This window comes from Paenibacillus sp. FSL R5-0749 (genome assembly GCF_038595085.1).
Taxonomy (GTDB): Bacteria; Bacillota; Bacilli; order Paenibacillales; family Paenibacillaceae; genus Paenibacillus.
The window spans coordinates 4,112,410-4,129,372 of record NZ_CP152005.1; the positions used below are offsets into that span (position 1 = coordinate 4,112,410).

General features: G+C 46.4%; 14 protein-coding genes. 1 reads left to right on the forward strand and 13 read right to left on the reverse strand.

What is annotated here, in order from left to right:
• Positions 1 to 84: 84 nt before the first annotated feature.
• From MKY85_RS18215 to MKY85_RS18270, 12 genes are all read right to left on the reverse strand, one after another.
• Complete coding sequence (locus MKY85_RS18215; protein ID WP_342570468.1) at positions 85 to 2,100, reverse strand: chemotaxis protein CheA; 2,016 nt, start codon at positions 2,098 to 2,100, stop codon at positions 85 to 87.
• Between the two features lie 14 nt (positions 2,101 to 2,114).
• Positions 2,115 to 2,540, reverse strand: coding sequence for a chemotaxis protein CheW (locus tag MKY85_RS18220; RefSeq protein ID WP_339234855.1), 426 nt, complete (start codon positions 2,538 to 2,540; stop codon positions 2,115 to 2,117).
• 25 nt (positions 2,541 to 2,565) lie between these two features.
• Entirely contained in the window at positions 2,566 to 4,155 is a 1,590-nt protein-coding gene (locus tag MKY85_RS18225) for a methyl-accepting chemotaxis protein (protein ID WP_339234858.1), read from the reverse strand.
• 546 nt (positions 4,156 to 4,701) lie between these two features.
• Positions 4,702 to 5,382, reverse strand: coding sequence for a hypothetical protein (locus tag MKY85_RS18230; protein WP_342570469.1), 681 nt, complete (start codon positions 5,380 to 5,382; stop codon positions 4,702 to 4,704).
• Between the two features lie 213 nt (positions 5,383 to 5,595).
• Positions 5,596 to 6,192, reverse strand: coding sequence for a cupin domain-containing protein (locus MKY85_RS18235; protein WP_342570470.1), 597 nt, complete (start codon positions 6,190 to 6,192; stop codon positions 5,596 to 5,598).
• Positions 6,193 to 6,326: 134 nt separating this feature from the next.
• Entirely contained in the window at positions 6,327 to 7,283 is a 957-nt protein-coding gene (locus MKY85_RS18240) for an aldo/keto reductase (RefSeq protein WP_342570471.1), read from the reverse strand.
• Between the two features lie 135 nt (positions 7,284 to 7,418).
• Positions 7,419 to 8,213 carry a helix-turn-helix transcriptional regulator gene (locus MKY85_RS18245; protein WP_342570472.1) on the reverse strand — a complete coding sequence of 265 codons (795 nt, stop codon included), beginning with the start codon at positions 8,211 to 8,213 and terminating at the stop codon, positions 7,419 to 7,421.
• Positions 8,214 to 8,625: 412 nt separating this feature from the next.
• Entirely contained in the window at positions 8,626 to 9,348 is a 723-nt protein-coding gene (locus MKY85_RS18250) for a GntR family transcriptional regulator (protein ID WP_339234869.1), read from the reverse strand.
• A 10-nt stretch (positions 9,349 to 9,358) separates the two neighbouring features.
• On the reverse strand, positions 9,359 to 10,372 hold the full coding sequence (locus MKY85_RS18255; RefSeq protein WP_339234871.1) for a sugar kinase: 1,014 nt from the start codon (positions 10,370 to 10,372) through the stop codon (positions 9,359 to 9,361).
• Entirely contained in the window at positions 10,365 to 11,120 is a 756-nt protein-coding gene (locus tag MKY85_RS18260; protein WP_342570473.1) for a KDGP aldolase family protein, read from the reverse strand. Before MKY85_RS18260 ends, MKY85_RS18255 begins: the two co-directional genes overlap by 8 nt.
• A complete protein-coding gene (locus MKY85_RS18265) occupies positions 11,117 to 12,226 on the reverse strand; it encodes a DgaE family pyridoxal phosphate-dependent ammonia lyase (protein ID WP_342570474.1) in 1,110 nt (369 codons plus the stop codon). Before MKY85_RS18265 ends, MKY85_RS18260 begins: the two co-directional genes overlap by 4 nt.
• On the reverse strand, positions 12,204 to 13,304 hold the full coding sequence (locus MKY85_RS18270; protein WP_339234879.1) for an amidohydrolase/deacetylase family metallohydrolase: 1,101 nt from the start codon (positions 13,302 to 13,304) through the stop codon (positions 12,204 to 12,206). Before MKY85_RS18270 ends, MKY85_RS18265 begins: the two co-directional genes overlap by 23 nt.
• A gap of 220 nt (positions 13,305 to 13,524) precedes the next feature.
• Between MKY85_RS18270 and MKY85_RS18275 the strand changes: the two genes are divergently transcribed.
• On the forward strand, positions 13,525 to 15,855 hold the full coding sequence (locus MKY85_RS18275; protein ID WP_342570475.1) for a helix-turn-helix domain-containing protein: 2,331 nt from the start codon (positions 13,525 to 13,527) through the stop codon (positions 15,853 to 15,855).
• 78 nt (positions 15,856 to 15,933) lie between these two features.
• Here MKY85_RS18275 and MKY85_RS18280 read toward each other — a convergent pair whose 3' ends face one another.
• Complete coding sequence (locus MKY85_RS18280) at positions 15,934 to 16,950, reverse strand: glycosidase (protein WP_342570476.1); 1,017 nt, start codon at positions 16,948 to 16,950, stop codon at positions 15,934 to 15,936.
• Positions 16,951 to 16,963 lie beyond the last annotated feature (13 nt).

Consider the following 16,963-nt stretch of genomic DNA (forward strand, 5'->3'; position numbering starts at 1 on the left):
TCAAAAAGTACAACGAAGAGCCCCACCATCCCGTTATGGATGATGAGGCTCTTTGGCCTGCATAATATTTAGTTTTTCTAACGATTAGTGACTGACCAGATAGGACGCGTCCAATATAAGGGCAACCTTACCATTTCCAAGGATCGTTGCGCCAGAAAGATGGTTCATCGCGCCCAGATACGTACCAAGTGTCTTAATAACGACTTCCTGATTTCCTATGATCTCATCTACTGCGTAAGCTGCAATTTTATCGACAGAGCGCACAATCACCAGAGGAATGGTTTTGGATTTGCGTTCCGTTCGTGGATAGTTCAATTTATCACACAGGCGGTGAAAGGGTACAATGCGTCCATGGTTCAGGATCGCCTGTTGCCCCTGGATCATCTGAATATCTTCAGGTGAAATCCGAACAATCTCGGACACGTTGTACATCGGCACGATCAGAACACGCCCCGATACTTTGACTAACAGACCTTTAATAATCGCCAAAGTGAGCGGTAGACGAATCGTAAACGTAGTACCCACACCAACCTCCGTATCAATATCAATAATGCCGTTCAGTCGCCCGATCTGGCTGCGCACAATGTCCATTCCAACGCCGCGACCTGATACTTCACTAACAGAAGAAGCTGTGGAGAAACCGGGCTCAAATATGAGATGTACAGCCTCCTGTGTTGATAGGCGCGCAGCCTGTTCCTCACTAATAATGCCTTTGCTCAAGGCGGAAGCCTTGATCTTATCCCCATCAATACCTTTGCCGTCATCCGAATACCGGATGACAACATGATTCTCTTCATGGAATGATGTTAAGGTAATACGTCCCTTGGACGGCTTGCCCGACTCTCCACGAACCTCTGCGCTTTCAATACCATGATCTGCACTATTGCGAATGAGATGGATCAGTGGGTCACTCAATTCTTCAATAATCATCCGGTCAAGCTCAGTCTCTCCACCTTGAATAACCAATTCCAGATCTTTACCCAGCTTCTGCGAAAGGTCCCGAACCAACCTCGGGAAGCGACTGAATAGTTGGTCAATGGGTAACATCCGGGTCTTCATTACACCGTCTTGGAGCTCCTTGATAACGCTGCCCATATGATCGGATACACCACTAATACTCTGAATCAGTGAAGAAGACTCCTTACGCGCACCCGACGCACTCAGATCTGCAAGGGATGTCTGATCAATTAACAGTTCACCGACCAAATTCATCAAATGGTCCAGACGTTCAACACTCACACGAACTGTAGGTTGAGCAGCTTTCGCTTTCTCTTCCGGGCCAGATGTAGCCACGGTAGGCAAGCTTGGTTTTGTCTGCTCTGGTTCATTCATTAATTCAGGTTGTGCAGAAGCCGCTGCAACCTCATTGGATTCCAGCATATATGGATGAATCTCCAGCGTATGAATATCCGAGTCTGTAGACAATTCTGTCTCAAGCTGCTGAGCGTCCTTCGAAGTTGCCGTGATGATGATGAACTGACTGTAATGATCATCTTCATTCTGCGCGCCCGGCTGGATCTCCATGAGAGAAGTTGTAACAACCGTCCCACATATGTCTTCAATGCGTTGGCGCAAAATATGATATCTGGCCGCCTTCATCATACACTTATGCTCAAGCACAATGTGAATGGATAACAGGTGCTTTCCTGACTCAACAGCAACCTGTGCAACATTTGCCTCCGCTGGTTGCAATTGAGGTGCTGCAAGTTTCCCAACTACTGCCGGGGTTTGAATTAGATCCTTAATTTCTCGTACGACCGCTCGAAAGTCTGCATAGGCTTCTCCACGGATATACTGATCACGAAGCACCTTCATGGCGTCCAAAGAGCGGAATAACGTATCAATTAACTCGGAAGTCATCTCGGGTTTTTTCTCCCGAACCCATTCAAGGGCATACTCCACCTCATGAGTGAGGTCGCTTAATTCACGAAAATCCATTGTCGATGCCGATCCCTTGATGGTATGCGCTGCCCGGAACAGCGTTTGAACCAGTTCAACAGAAGGCGAAAGCTCCAACGCCAGCAAAGACTGATCCATCCGTTCCAGTTGATCATTCAGTTCTTCGATAAAGATGTCACGGTAGGCAGACAAATCCATCATTCGTATATACCTCCCTAACCGCCCAATATTTCGTCCAGTTTCAAAATGCCCACAAGCTTGTCTTCCTGTTGACCCACGCCATGGAAAAAGTCTTCACGGTTACGACCGTAACCCCCGGTTGGTGGATGTATTTCCGAATATGTGGTTACCTTGTTCACTCGATCCACAATCAGGCCAATATATTCATCCTGATACCGAACTACGATAATTCGTGTTGTTCTGGTATCCGGTTCATCCGTCATACCCAGCAGGTTGCGCAGACTCATCACACATACAACCTTGCCCCGCAGATTAACTACCCCTTTAATCTCCGGACGGCTAAATGGGATATCTGTAATGCTTAGCATTTTAATAATCTCGTGAATCTCTTCGATTCGAATGGCGCAAGTCTCTGAACCTACAGACAGCTCAATATATTGTTCTTTCTGAAGTGAAGACATCGATTCACCCTCAATTCAATTTGTTTTAATGGGTTTTGAAGGCAGCCGCAGATTTCGCCAGCTCTTCCGCCAGTTGTGCCAAAGACTGACAGGTTGCCGCAGTCTCTTCTGATGCAGCCGCGGATTCTTCACTGGAAGCCGAGATGGCTTCAACAGAACTCATTACTTCTGCCGCTTGCGCCGCCTCTTCCTCACATGCAGCTGCAATTTCGTTTACTTTCTGGGAGGAGTTATTGACCATATCAATGATCTGATCAAACGCCTGTCCAGTCATGGAAGACTGCTCAACACTGGCCGCTACTGCCTGCACACTCTGTCTCGTATTTTCCTGCATCGCTTTGATAATGGCTGTAATTTCTTTCGTCGCCTCGCCGCTTCGTTCTGCAAGCTTCCGGACTTCATCTGCTACTACGGCGAATCCTCGTCCTTGTTCTCCCGCACGTGCCGCTTCAATTGCTGCATTCAGCGCAAGCAGGTTGGTCTGCTCAGCAATATCGTCAATCACTTCAATGATGTCGCCAATCTTACGGGAATCATCTTCAAGCTTGGTCATTTTCGTATTAACAGCTTGCATGCCTTCCAGAGAAGTCTGTACAACAAGCCCACCTTCACGGGCAGTCTTCACAGTATCATTGGACAATTCAGCAGCTTCTTCCGCACTAGCAGCAACAGAGTTAATGGCAAGTGAGAGCTCCTTGAACAATTCGGAGATGTTTCCTGCCTCGCTGGATTGGCTTGTGCTGGTACTTGCTATTTCCTGTGTGCTGGCTGAGATCTGTTCCGAAGAAGCAGCAACACTTTGGGAGTTCAACACGATATTGTTGATTAACTCTTTCAGGTTGTCGACCATACGATTCAGTGCTGCTGCCAGTTGACCCACTTCATCTTTACTAGAGATGTCTGACTTAAGTGCCAGATTTCCCCCGGCGACTTCCTTAGCCAGAACCAACATGGACATGAGTGGTTTTGAAATCGAGCGAGAGATCATGTAACCAATGAGGATACTGAAGAGTACAGACAGAATCACAAGAATAATGGTTACTGCAAAAGAAGTTGTATAGGCTTCTTCAGACTTCGTGTTTGCCTGCTCTGCCAGGGTTACATTAAGGTTTACCAAATCAGAGAGTGTTTTTACCACCTCATCACCCGGAGGTTTCAATGTTGATTTGAGGAATGTAATGAAAGCTGCATCATCATTAGATAACGCCATAGTGACGCCTTGATCAAATAGTTTCATATAACTGTCATACTGGGTATCTAACTTACGAAGCAATTCCGTTTCTTCCGGGGTAGTAGCAAGAGGACGATACGTAGCAATTCGCTCCTCCATGGATTGACGAATTGTAGCCATATTTTCCGTAACTCTGGTCTGTTCTGCTGCTACAGTTTCAAAATTCAAATCTCGCACGTTAACTCGCAATCTCTGATAATCAACCTGAGCTGAGGACAGTTCTCTAACCGAGATCAGATTATTGTTATACATCTCTTGCATTCGTTCATTCGTACTTCTCAATGTTACTACCGAGTAGACGCCAAGTGACGCGAGGATTATCGACACAATTAAAAATGCCGAGATAATCTTTGTTGCTGTTTTCAAGTTTCCAAACCACTTCATGTAATCTCCTCCTAGGCATCGTAGTGTCCAGTTATGTATATAACGCTTGGCAAACCCTTCTCTTGGTCGCGCTCCAGACAACTTACGATTTATTTCGACATAAATATAATAAAACTGAATAGAAGATTTTTATTTATATGAATTTGCGTTATTATGAATTTTTATTTAAGATATAAAGAATCTACTTTTTTATGATTTATATACTTTTTACCTATATAATTGTTTTTTAACATTACATATCTACGCATAACAAAACAATTAGCATCAACTTGCATATACATCTACATACAAATTTTCATGTAATATGGTATTCTTAAATTTACATAAGAAACTATATAGTTCTTACGTCTAACACATACATATTTCTTGTAAAAAAATATATGTATCAAAACATTCCACTTCCAAATTACAAGACTTAAGTCTATTAAATACTCACATATAATGAGTCCATTTTCCTACAAAAAAACCAAACCCGAATCAACAAAGTTTGGTTTGAAGCAAAAAAACACACCTCAATTTAACATATAAACCATTTAAAACTAATTTTCATGTGTTATATAATTGTTCCAGTTCCACTAAGCGGTCTTTAATCCTATGCGGAATAATACCAAACAGGTTATCCCACGTCATGAACATCTCCGGTCTTAATATATATTCTTCAAACTCCATGGTAGGAACGAACGCTTTGGTCTTTAGATAACGCTCCACCTGAGCATCGATCTGTTCATTCGTTTCAAAATAACCTTGAAACAACTCATTCACAAGCAGCCCATCACATCCAGCATCTGAACCCGCTGCACTATACAGGTTAGGCAATAACTCAAATACAACCGGAAGCGGTGAGAAAGCATGTTTGCCGGGCTGCGAGTACAGACATACATGATGCCCAACCATATTAACCCGTTCCTTCAATAATCCGCGCAGAACCTTACCATGAAAACTCGCTTCACAGTCTACTACCTCTCCGTTATGACCCACATATATCCATACATGCTCCATTTCGTACAGATGTCCAATCTCATAATCCCACCAAATTGCATATTCAATCACGTATTGAACGACCTCGCTTGGAAACGCAATTTCCCTTCTGAACGATGGTGAAGGCCCGGATTGAAGCAACACAGAAATACCAACAAAATCAGGATAAAAGGGCTCTGCTCTGTCAAACATCAAAATAGGTGCATAACTCATTGCAGTTTCAAGTGTTTCCATCTCTGACATGTTCATTAAGGAGTCCTCCGTTTTCATTGGATATTCATACTATACTAACAGAGAACGCAAGGCACTGACTCAGGTATTTTGAATTTTTTTCTAATATAATGCTACCCCCTCCATGGACTTCATACGATAATGATTACATCGGCACATCAAAAAGCCTGCAACTGTTATTCCCCAGTTACAGGCTCTGTACTTATATAATGATAAATAAGGAATTTTGAATTAAGACTTCTGCTTATCGGATGGTGACACTGGCGTCTTGGAAGGTGAAGTCGATTGATCAGAAACCTCCGTATCACATCCTATTGGAGGGCCCAGAATGGCATCATTTTTAATGGACGCAACGGCTCTGGCATACGCCTCTTCATCCAAGCAGTACGCGCGGTGAGCCACCTCCGGTGGTGTAGCTGCCAAGAAATCCGCTCCAAACACAATATCAGGGGTTGGTTGATCAAAGATCGTTAATACATATACATCATCTGTCTCAGCAACAAACCAGTGAAACCAACCTTTCGGAAATACCACAACTTGACCTGGTTTCAGGCGATATGTCAATCGTTCACGCGTAAACGGATTGAAGACTGACGCTGTAATTTCACCGCTGATAACTACAACCATCTCCGTGACATTGGTGTGCCAGTGTGGCTGTACAATAATTCCTTTGCTTAAGTACACGTTGAAGAAACCATTGGCAATGGTCGGCAGCTGTTCTCCAAACAACTGGGTTACATAGTTGCGTGAATCCCTCTGATAATTGACAACCGCATTGGAATCGGCAGCTAGTGGAGCATTTGGGGCTTGCAAAATCGGATTCATCATACGATCATTTCTCCTCCTTGAGCATACATCTCATTGTTGTACTGTATGCCGGAGAGTAGAAAGATAATACCGTTGACTTGTTATACATTCTTTTCATCCGAAACTGCAGGTTTCATGAATCATGTCTTAAAGAGTTAGACTTGGCCAGGGAATCTGCCTCCAGCTGCGATGCCTTGGGGTGATATGCGATCAATCTGCTTCATCTCATCATCCGTAAGCGAAACTTCTAACGCGCCTAAGTTTTCGTGAACTCTTTCCAGGTTGCGAGTCCCCGGGATCGGAACGATATGCTCTCCCTTTCCAAGTAACCAGGCCAGAGCAAGTTGAGAAACGGTGCATCCTTTTTGCTTAGCCATCTCTTGGATCAATCCAACAACCTCCAGATTTTTCTGAAAGTTCTCACCTTGGAAACGCGGATAGTGACGACGATAATCATCTTCCGCCAAATCGTCTATAGATCGGATCTGACCAGTCAGGAAGCCACGTCCCAATGGGCTGTATGGGACCAAGCCGATGTTCAATTCATGCAGGACAGGCATAATCTCATCCTCAAGTTCCCGACTCCACAATGAATATTCTGTCTGCAACGCTGTAATCGGATGAACAGCATGTGCACGCCGAATGATCTCTACTGGCGCCTCGGACAAACCAATATATCGGATCTTTCCCTGTTGAACCAGATCGGCAAGTGTGCCTACCGTCTCTTCAATGGGGGTGTTCGGATCAGGACGATGTTGATAATATAGATCAATATAATCCATTCCCAGGTTGTAGAGACTCGCATCTACTGACTTTTTAATGTAGGCCGGATCTCCCTTGGGGCCCTGCGTGTGCGTAATACCGAATTTGGTGGCAACAACAACGTCGGATCTTCGACCTTGAAGCGCACGACCAAGCAGTTTTTCATTTCCTCCAAATCGCTGTTTTTCATACTCTCCGTACAGATCCGCCGTATCAAACATGGTGACTCCTGCGTCCAGTGCACCCTGAATGGTATGTACCGATTCGTCATTATCCGGCATCATCATCACACCCAGGCCGAGCCCAGATATACGTAATTTGTCTTTGCCTAACGTTCTTGTCTTGAGCATGTGGCTTCCTCTTTTCATCTTAAAATAGAAACGATAAATAGCTACGAGTGAGCTTAAGTTCATTCTATTTTAATACTGAGACACCAACCACACTCCGTGTATGCTAGTAAAGAAATTACTAGTCTAGTCAACCTTCTACATAAGAACAGGGACGTAAATACAACAATGAATGCCCGATTGGCTGTTCAGATTATTCATGGAAAAGATATCGTACGCATGTACAACACCATCTGCCCGTTCCGTCGTTTCAAGCAGAACACGATTGACTTGTTTTAATTCGACTTGGTGCAGGTTCCAGATCGTTCGGAAGTCCACACTTTCTTCACTCAGTTGTTTCACGATGCTGCCAAATCCGGGGTCACTCGGATACTTATCATAATACGTACGAAAGACAGCTACCGAGTGCCGTGCGAATTCATCCCAATTGTGCATGCGCTCCTTCAGCGTTTCATCCAAGAATAAAATCCGCATCAATAGACGCTCATTCATATTCATCGACGAGAACTTAAAGAGGTTCGTATCCGCTGCTTCATTCCAGGCAAGCACCTCAGAGCGTTCATTGGTAATAAAGGAAGGATGAGTCAACTGACTAATAATACTCTGCCAACCTGGGTCCAGTTGTGAATACGATGCAAGGAATTCATGTTCCGCATTCGGGTCCCATAAGTCAAACAGATGACTCTTCTCTTCCGGGGTTAACCGGAGCGCGTTCGCTATGCTTTGTATTACTTCTCGTGAAGCTGCCAACTCCCTACCTTGTTCAAGCCATGTGTAGTACGTTGCGCTGACACCAGCCAATACCGCTACTTCTTCCCGCCTTAGTCCCGGTGTTCTTCGCTGTCCATAAGATCCTGACAATCCAACTTGTTCCGGTTGAATGCGGCTTCTACGTGATTTCAAAAACTCACCCAGTTTTTTGCTACGGCTCATACCTGCATCCATAGACATCGTTCCTTTTTATAAAAGTATTCAGGCCTATTCGACTCTATCCCAAAATGGTAGTCTCTGAATGACTTGGATATAATCCATTTATTGTTAGTTCTTCAGAATACCTGATTTACAAGTAGCTTAGCATCAAATGGTGCAGAACGAAAATACAAGCAGTGTTTGAAGGAAATTCGTCAATTAAGTCAACTAGAGCAGATGCAGCAGAATTAGGAACTGCGTCAAGATGATTCGGTAGAAGTTAATCACGAGGAATTATATGAGGTATTTGACGTTTGAAAGATTTCTAGGGATTTCACCATTAAACCGTTGTTTACGCAAAAAGGGCCCTGTTATCAAAAGTGCAGGACCCTTTTTTTGTATGAATACAATTTCTTTCACGATATGTCCGCCGGCCTCAAGTGTCATAACTAACCAGATAATGATGAAGTTCCGTGTTATAACACCCGATACTGTGCTCAATTAATCTGCCTTCTCCGTCGAAGGAGTTACGAAGGCGCTTTAGCACATGCGTTCCCAGGGAGATCTTCAGTAGTTGGCATACTTCAGGAGTTGCTGGCTCTACAAAGAAACGGTCTTTGAAGTTCTCCAGCAAAATGTCGTTCTCCTCCAGTGATTCATAGAGCGATTGGATGTCTCCATTGATTTCCTCCTTGCCTCCGCCGGGCAATGCAGCTGCTGCCAAGAAGTGTATCAGATGAATATAAGGTTGTCCGTTAAGAATGTAGAGTCTTTCAATCCGCTGACAATATGGCCCGTAGAGATCATACTCCTCCGTACCAGTATCATTGGTCAGTAACCGGGAATTCAGAACTTTCTTTTCCAGCTTATGACCCTCTTCTACGAGCAGTTCCGTAAACCGTTTGCCCTTTGAGAGCTTCTGATGAGAGGTATTGCGCATTACAATTGTACCGACTCCACTTTTCTTCTGCACATAGCCTTCCTGGGACAGCTCTTGGACCGCACCGCGGACTGTCATTTTACTGACCCCGAATTCCTTCTCCAGCTGTGGTTCGGAGGGAATGATGCTTCCGAGAGGATATACGCCATGTAGAATCCGATCTTTGAGAATTTTTTGGATTTGCTGATATAAAGGACCTTGCTTGCGCTTTAGGGACACTCACTGTTCACTACCTTTCAACATCTGAGGTACGGTCCGACAGCGCTCGGAGTACTTCATTCTCGGTAAAAAGCGCTGTATCACCTTGTGTGGTATGGGCCAGCATCGCTGCCGCCACCGCCATATTAACCGTATGTTCCTGTGGATATCGCTGCAATTCCCCATGGATGATGGCGCTGGCAAACACATCGCCGGCACCAATCCGGTCGTATACCGGGAACGTCAGCTTGCGGGAAAATACGAACGTACCTTGATGATAGATATATCCTGTCAAGGAATGCGTATGGTCCGCGTTGATCTCACGGTGGGTTCCTGCTACCGTTCCGATTCCGAAGCGCTGTGCAACTTCAGGAATCGCTTGCTTCATCCGTGTCATTCTATCATATTCTTCGGTACCGATGCCAAGAATGCCCTTCGCATCCATCTCATTCATCAGCACCAGATCTGCCAACCCCAGCATTTCTTCATAATGCGGGCGGGCCTTGACATAGCCATCCGGCCCCCATAACGCAGGACGGTAATTACAATCAAAGACAACCTTGCCTCCAGCATTCTTCACTTCCTCCGCAAGCTGTTTCATCTGCTTGCGCACGCCATCATTCATAGCCAGCGTAATGCCACATAAATGAAGCACGTCGATCCGGGACGCAAGATCTCTCATATCATAATTGGCCGCACCCGCAGTATTGAAACTGCTGCCCAGCCGGTCTGTGTAAGTGACTCTGCCTGGGCGGGCTCCAAAGCCATTCTCCAGAAAATACATCCCAAGGTGTTTACCGCCCTGTCTAATAAGAGAGGTATCCACCCCAAGCTTGCGCAGATAAGCGATAGCCGCTTCGCCCACCGGAGTTTCCGGCAAAGTCGTAATAAGAGCACCGTTATGGCCGTATCTGGCTAGTGCTGCCGTTACATTCACCCCGCTGCCGGAAAAAGAATACTCCAGCCTGCTGCTCTGGACCAGCGTTTCGTATCCCGGAACCTGCAGCCGCATCATCACTTCGCCAAAAGCAGCAACCCTATGCATACTGGTCCACCAGCGATTTCATTATTTCGAGCAATCTGCGGACATCCTGTACGTTGGTATTCCCGGTCTGTGACTCAATAATTGAAGAATACACATGTGGTATAACTTGAGGTACACCCGCCTGTAGTGCAATCTCTAGAATGGGTCCAAAGTTGTCCAGGTCAATTCCACCTGTGGGCTCCAGAGCAAAACTCGCTTCCCCACAAGCCTTGGCAACCGCACGGTACTCCTCCTCCAACTTCAATCCCTGCATCGGATAATATTTGAGCGCGTTCCCTCCCATGTCACGAACCAGTGCAATGGCGGCATGAACTGGAACAATGGCCTGCGGAGTGGTTACTGAACTAACGGGGCCAGTCGATATATTCACATAGCCTGGTTGCCCGCACGGAGATACCAGGCAGTTAATCCAACTATCTTTAGGTCCCAGATTGGCACGGGTTGCCCCCACTGCCGGGAATACCTGATTGATATGGCTTCCCGGATAGCTCGCGGCAATCTCCGCCACAACTGCAGCCTGACGACTGTCTCCAGCTCCGAGTCCGATGGATACTGCATCTTGAATCGCTTGACCATATTCAGTCATGGCCATTACAGCTTCCTCCAACGTAGCATAGTTTTTGGAGAGCACACCAACAAGTACATAACCTTCCGCAGCCTCGTACACATCTCTAGCGTTCCCGATACTTCCTGCCAGTACATTTATTGCGGCTCTATTCTTATACAGGCACTGCTGAATATGACTCATTCTGGTTTGCCTCCCACGATTTCATGTATTCTGCTGACGATGACCTGCAAATCATCCCCTTGCAGCGACCTTGGATCAATATCGAAATAACCCTGCTTGACGCCATAGTCTCGGGTATATACCGCAATAACACCTTCACGCAGCTGGTCATTCACTTTCTTTGCATCCACCCCAGCAAGAGAGGAATCAATCTGGACACGCCCTCGGAAAATCAATCTGCCGGCTTCATCCTGCACAATGCGGACCGAAACACCAGGAAGTTCACCAAGTGGCTGAAGAGCCTCCAGCTTCTGTTTCTCTCGTTCACTATGGTCCGCTTTGTCCTGGTATTCCTCCAAAGCTTGAAGTAACCCAAAGATGGTCTCTTTGCCAACCTTCATACTGCGGCCGATCCCGTGAAGTTGTACCTGTAACCACTCCACATATTTCTTTTTGCCGGCGACAATACCGGAAGTAGGGCCTTCAATAGCTTTTGACCCACTATAAATGGCCAGATCCGAAAATTGGACATATTTGCGCAGATCCTCTTCCGCTGCCGCATCCACAATCAGCGGCACCCCTCTGCGCTGTGCCACCTCCCAGGCCTCTTCCACTGAAATCATGTTTTTCTGCACAGTGTGATGAGATTTAACATAAAGAATGGCTGCCGTGTTTTCACCGATCGCCTGATCGATATGCTCCTTGCGGCCTTCATTCGCATATCCAACTTCCACTACCCGGCCACCTCCAAGGAATACCATGGTTTCTACTGGCGCTCCATATTGCACATTATGGCCCTTTAGCATAATAATTTCATTTTTCAATACCGGCTCCTGATGCAAACGAAGGCTGATACGCGGATTTCCGGCGGTCACAATGGCCGCTACCGAAAGCGCAATACCGCTGGATGCAGAGTTCACCACAACTGCGCTTTCCGAGCCAAGAAACTGTGTAATATATTCTCCGGATTTGTTCACAAGATCGGCCATTTCCACGTACCGCTGTCCGCCCTGTTTCATCGCATCCATGACTGAATCCGTTGGTGCAGAAACGCCAAGGATGCTCATTCTTCCACTGGCATTAATAACACGCTTCAATCCATATTTAGCCTGTAGTGAGTGACCCATTAGCAAAGACTCCTTTAACCTCAATATAGTGTTGTGTGACCCGGACATCTCCTTCCGAGTCCTCAAGCTGCTTTTCGCCTGCTTCCAGGGAAAACAAAGTCAGGTTTGCCTGCTGTCCAACCCTGATCTTCCCGAGCTCCGGCTTACCGAGCCACTCCGCTGGACTTCTTGTAACCGCGCGAATGACCTCTTCCAGACTGTAGCCGAGGTACAGAAATTTTGTCAGTACATTCGACATACTGTATACCGGACCATTCATACGGTTGCCTCGGTAAATGTCCGTACTGATTGTATTCAGCGTAATGCCTGCAGCCTTGGCCTGTTCTGCAATTCGGAAGGAGAAGCTCGCTGTACCATGTCCCACATCCAGATGAACTCCCCGAGCAGCCGCGTCCAGTAATTCTTGCAGCGGTGTGCCGTCCGGATGAAACAGATTGTTGGACTTGCCGTTAAGGTAATGGGTGATTACATCGCCAGACTGTAATAACTCCAGCACATCCGAGATCGCGGGCGGAGCAGAACCGATGTGAACCATGAGCGGAAGTTTTGTTTCTTCCGAGAGTGTGCGTGCGAGCTTGAGCGGTTGTATCCCGCTGTCTTTGACGACACTTTCGCTGATGCGGGCTTTCAGACCAACAATGAAATCAGGATAAGCCGCTACCGCCTTCAAGACCTTGGCCCGGTCAATCCATTCCAGCTGTGACAGTTCATCCGTCCGTTCGAGTCCGATCCTTGAAATATTCAACAGAGCAAATACTTGTGTAACAGCCTGTAGTCTTGCGGTATAAAAAGCTCCTATTCGGTCTGCACCGCAGCTTCCGGCATCTACAAGCGTTGTTACCCCCTGCTTCACACCAATTTCGTCGATATTATCGCCATAGGGGTCAAGATCCTGGACGGCATGCACATGCAGATCAATCCACCCACTGGACGCATATAACCCTGAACAATCCAACACATTTTCTCCTTCAGCTTGGCCTGGCGGTGTTATGGCGGTGATGATCCCGTCCTGAATGGTGATATCCACGATCCGCCCGTCAACAAGCTGCAAATTGCGCAGCACATTCTCTGTGCCCACTCATCCCATCTCCTTTTTCAACCACGGTATACAGGCAAATTCCAAAAAATGATTCATGACATGAGATCTGTATTTCCAAATCGTTAAAATAAGCCTGATGAGCTACTTCACTTCAAAGATTATAATGTTATAATGTTTATACTAGCACAAGTGTAATCCAGAAGAGAACAGCGATTTTCAATTCAAAATCCGAATATTTTAACACTGGAGGGACTGCTTCATGGCAAATTCCGCATTCAAGCCATCCTTGCTCGACAGATTCAGGCTCAGCTGGAATCATTTCAAATCAAGGCTTCTGCTGAAATATGCCTTTTCTTACATTCTCATATTTCTTATCCCTCTGACAGGTGTAACTATTTTTGTGTATGAAAACGCTGTCAAAGGATTACGTGTTGAGATTGAACAATCAAATGTCAATCAACTTAACCAGGTGAAGAGCACTATAGATAACCGGATGAATGAACTTCAGGAAATAGCGGGGAGAATCGCCTATGACAAACACCTGACCCCTTATATGGTAAAGCACCCCTATTACAGCTTGGAGGCGATTCAAGCGCTGGCCAATTACAAAGCTAGCAGCAGCATTGCAGAGGATCTGCTTCTCTATTTCCATAATGATTCCCACATCTATTCGCACCGCGGTTTGGCTAATCTTGATGTCACCTTTGCTAGCCTTTATCAGTTCGAACATTGGAATCTGCAAGAATTGCGGCAGGACTTAAATGAAACTAGACAGCCGCTGGTCCGTCCCGCTGAGAACGTGAAGGTTAATTCCCGAATGGAGCCGATGCTCGTCATGCTTGTGCCTGTTAAACCTAATGACCCCTTTCCATATGGGACCGTTGTATATTTAATGAAAGAATCCAACCTTACCGGGGTCATGGATTCGATTTTGAGTGATTTTTCAGGAAGCAGTTATATATTCAGTCCCTCCGGACAGGTGTTGACCGCGAACAGCCATGGCATCAGCCTTCCACAGAACGAAATTGAGAACTTAGCTACACTTGCGCCTGGTATCCATAATTTGAAGATGGACGGAGAACAATACTCCGTTGTTTCTGTTCAATCGGAAGAAAATGGCTGGACCTATGTAACCACCATGCCAAGCTTCCAATTCTTCAGCCGTGTCGCCCATGTCCAGACTCTGATCCTGATCGTCTTCTGCATTACTGTCATTACCGGTATAGCTGCTGCGCTGTTGCTAGCCAAACGGCAGTACCATCCAATCAGAGATTTGATGGACAAGATGAGAGGCAACGGCGATGATGCTTCCAAGCTCCACAATGAATGGGAATGGATACGACAGACCCTACACAATTACAGTGCGAAAATTGATTTTCAGGAGCCCTTCGTACGTAATCAGTGCATGCTGCTGTTACTCAAGCACGGCAAGCCGGATGATCCTGAGATCGAACAAATGATTCTGAGCGCCGGATTCCGGCATCCTCAAGGACAAGGCCTCTATTTCTCGGCTATATTGTCTTGGGATGATACTTTGCTTGGCGACAAGTGCTGGCAGGAACGCCTTCTGTTGCAGGATATACTTAGCAATGTATGTCTACCAGGCACCGGTGCTCAGATCTTCGGCGTTGAATTCTCGGTCAAAGAGCAGTTTGCTCTGATAATTTCACTTCCCGGTGATGTGGAGAAGCCGATTCAAAACCAATTGGAAGAGGTAATTGAAGCCATTCAATTGGTAATCCGCGAGCATTCGCAGCTATCTCTGAGTATCGGTGTCGGCACGGCATACGGGGACTTGGCCCGTCTTAACCAATCCTTCATTGAAGCTGCTACAGCTCTGGAGCACCGGATCATCCAACACAGCGGTCAGGTAACTTATTTCGAACAGCTTGCAGAGCTGAACCCTTCTGCTTCCGAGAGCTTCTGGATTCCACGCAAATCCATGCTGAAACTGGAGCAGAGCCTTAAGCAGGGCAACGAATCAGTAACCGTGCAACTGATTACCGAAACCATTCATATGATCAAAAATGAGCCATTACAGGTTCACCTGCTGCGCTGCATCTGTTTCGATCTGCTAAACGCTTTTCTACGCACCGCCTCCGAGCTTGGTATGAACGAGGTGTTCGCCAATATGTCAGAATTGACTGCCTTTGAAACACTCGAAGAGCTGGAGAGTCGTTTGCTCTGTCTGGCTGCTGACATTTGCGCGCAGGTGGAGCTGAATACGAAGACAAGCGAGTCAACATTAATGGATGATATTCTGGTTTACGTGGATCAACAGTTTGCAGACTACACACTCAGCCTAGAGCATGTGGCACTTAAGTTTGCCATTTCAACTTCATATTTAAGCCGGAGCTTCAAAGAGAAGACCGGCCGCAATTTCTCACAATATATCTGGCAGCGGCGTGTAGATGAAGTCATGCGGCTCCTGGAGAACACTAGCGCACCCCTCAAAGAAATTATCGAACAGGTCGGTTACATGGATGCGCCGAATTTCATCCGCAAGTTCAAAAAAGAAATCGGTTTGACACCAGGTCAGTATCGCAAGGAACATGCCCTGAGAGCAGCCACTATTAAAGGACCTGTTTAAGTTAGTGGAGCTTCCGCCTTTTCTGCACTACATTTTTATATTAAAAGATACGCTTCATCTAAGGTTTATTTTGCTTAGCTACTGCCCTTCCTGGAGGATGTGCTCTACCAGTTCGTCCAGCGGAACTGTTGCAAGAGCAATCGCCGTATCTGTTACCCCATAATAGATATAGAGCAGTCCATCTTTGACCACATTTCCAGTCGGAAAGATGACATTTGGGATCTGGAACCCAAATTTCTCATAATACATCTCTGGCTCCATAATAAAATGATGCGTTCGGGCAATGATTTTCTCCGGTTGCTCCAAATCCAGCAGCATGGCTCCCACACGGTAGACAATGTCCTCATCGACGCCATGATAGAGCACCAGCCAGCCCTTGTCCGTACGAATCGGAGGCGTTGAGCCGCCAATCTTCCTTGATTCCCAGGAGAAGTTCTGGGCGGTAGCAAGCAGCTTGGGCTCTTCCCAGTTCACGAGATCCTCGGAGTAGGTAATCCACATGGCCGCCTTATCCGTACCGTAGGCTTCTCCTACATATTCCTCAGGGCGGCGCAACAGTACGAATTTGCCACCTATTTTCTCAGGGAACAGAATGTTGTCCCGGTCATTAATATCAAGAGGTGTCGTGTCCGCCACATACTCCCAATCCAGCAGATTATCTGATTTCAATATGGAGGACCGGGTTAGCCAATGTCCCGCCTCGTCCCCCCACCCGTCCGGATATTCCGGAATAGAGCGAAGGGGGACACCTGCCCCGGTAGGGTAATAACTCATGGCACAGGGACGAAGGGCGTAGTTTAGATAGAAGGTTCCGTCGATTTTGACAATCCGCGGATCCTGCACACTACCATAAGGGAATCCCAGCATGTCTGGCGTCACAATGGGCTCATCCTTCACGTGCGTAAAGTTCACCCCGTCTTCACTTTCTAGCAGACCCAAATAATTTTTGCATGGAGTTAGGGAACCCGCGGTACGCTCAATCATATAAAATTTGTCGTTATCGATGATAACCGCCGGGTTGAAAACCGTAACCTTACGCCATTCATAATCGCCCGGCACAACAATGGGATTATTCGGATGTCTCGTAATTTGCATGTCTATTCCTCCT

Excerpts from the sequence above, each read along its gene's own strand:
- MKY85_RS18215 (WP_342570468.1), bottom strand. The coding sequence starts at position 2,100 with ATGATGGATTTGTCTGCCTACCGTGACATCTTTATCGAAGAACTGAAT.
- MKY85_RS18220 (WP_339234855.1), bottom strand. The coding sequence starts at position 2,540 with ATGTCTTCACTTCAGAAAGAACAATATATTGAGCTGTCTGTAGGTTCA.
- MKY85_RS18225 (WP_339234858.1), bottom strand. The coding sequence starts at position 4,155 with ATGAAGTGGTTTGGAAACTTGAAAACAGCAACAAAGATTATCTCGGCA.
- MKY85_RS18230 (WP_342570469.1), bottom strand. The coding sequence starts at position 5,382 with ATGAACATGTCAGAGATGGAAACACTTGAAACTGCAATGAGTTATGCA.
- MKY85_RS18235 (WP_342570470.1), bottom strand. The coding sequence starts at position 6,192 with ATGATGAATCCGATTTTGCAAGCCCCAAATGCTCCACTAGCTGCCGAT.
- MKY85_RS18240 (WP_342570471.1), bottom strand. The coding sequence starts at position 7,283 with ATGCTCAAGACAAGAACGTTAGGCAAAGACAAATTACGTATATCTGGG.
- MKY85_RS18245 (WP_342570472.1), bottom strand. The coding sequence starts at position 8,213 with ATGAGCCGTAGCAAAAAACTGGGTGAGTTTTTGAAATCACGTAGAAGC.
- MKY85_RS18255 (WP_339234871.1), bottom strand. The coding sequence starts at position 10,372 with ATGCATAGGGTTGCTGCTTTTGGCGAAGTGATGATGCGGCTGCAGGTT.
- MKY85_RS18260 (WP_342570473.1), bottom strand. The coding sequence starts at position 11,120 with ATGAGTCATATTCAGCAGTGCCTGTATAAGAATAGAGCCGCAATAAAT.
- MKY85_RS18265 (WP_342570474.1), bottom strand. The coding sequence starts at position 12,226 with ATGGGTCACTCACTACAGGCTAAATATGGATTGAAGCGTGTTATTAAT.
- MKY85_RS18275 (WP_342570475.1), top strand. The coding sequence starts at position 13,525 with ATGGCAAATTCCGCATTCAAGCCATCCTTGCTCGACAGATTCAGGCTC.
- MKY85_RS18280 (WP_342570476.1), bottom strand. The coding sequence starts at position 16,950 with ATGCAAATTACGAGACATCCGAATAATCCCATTGTTGTGCCGGGCGAT.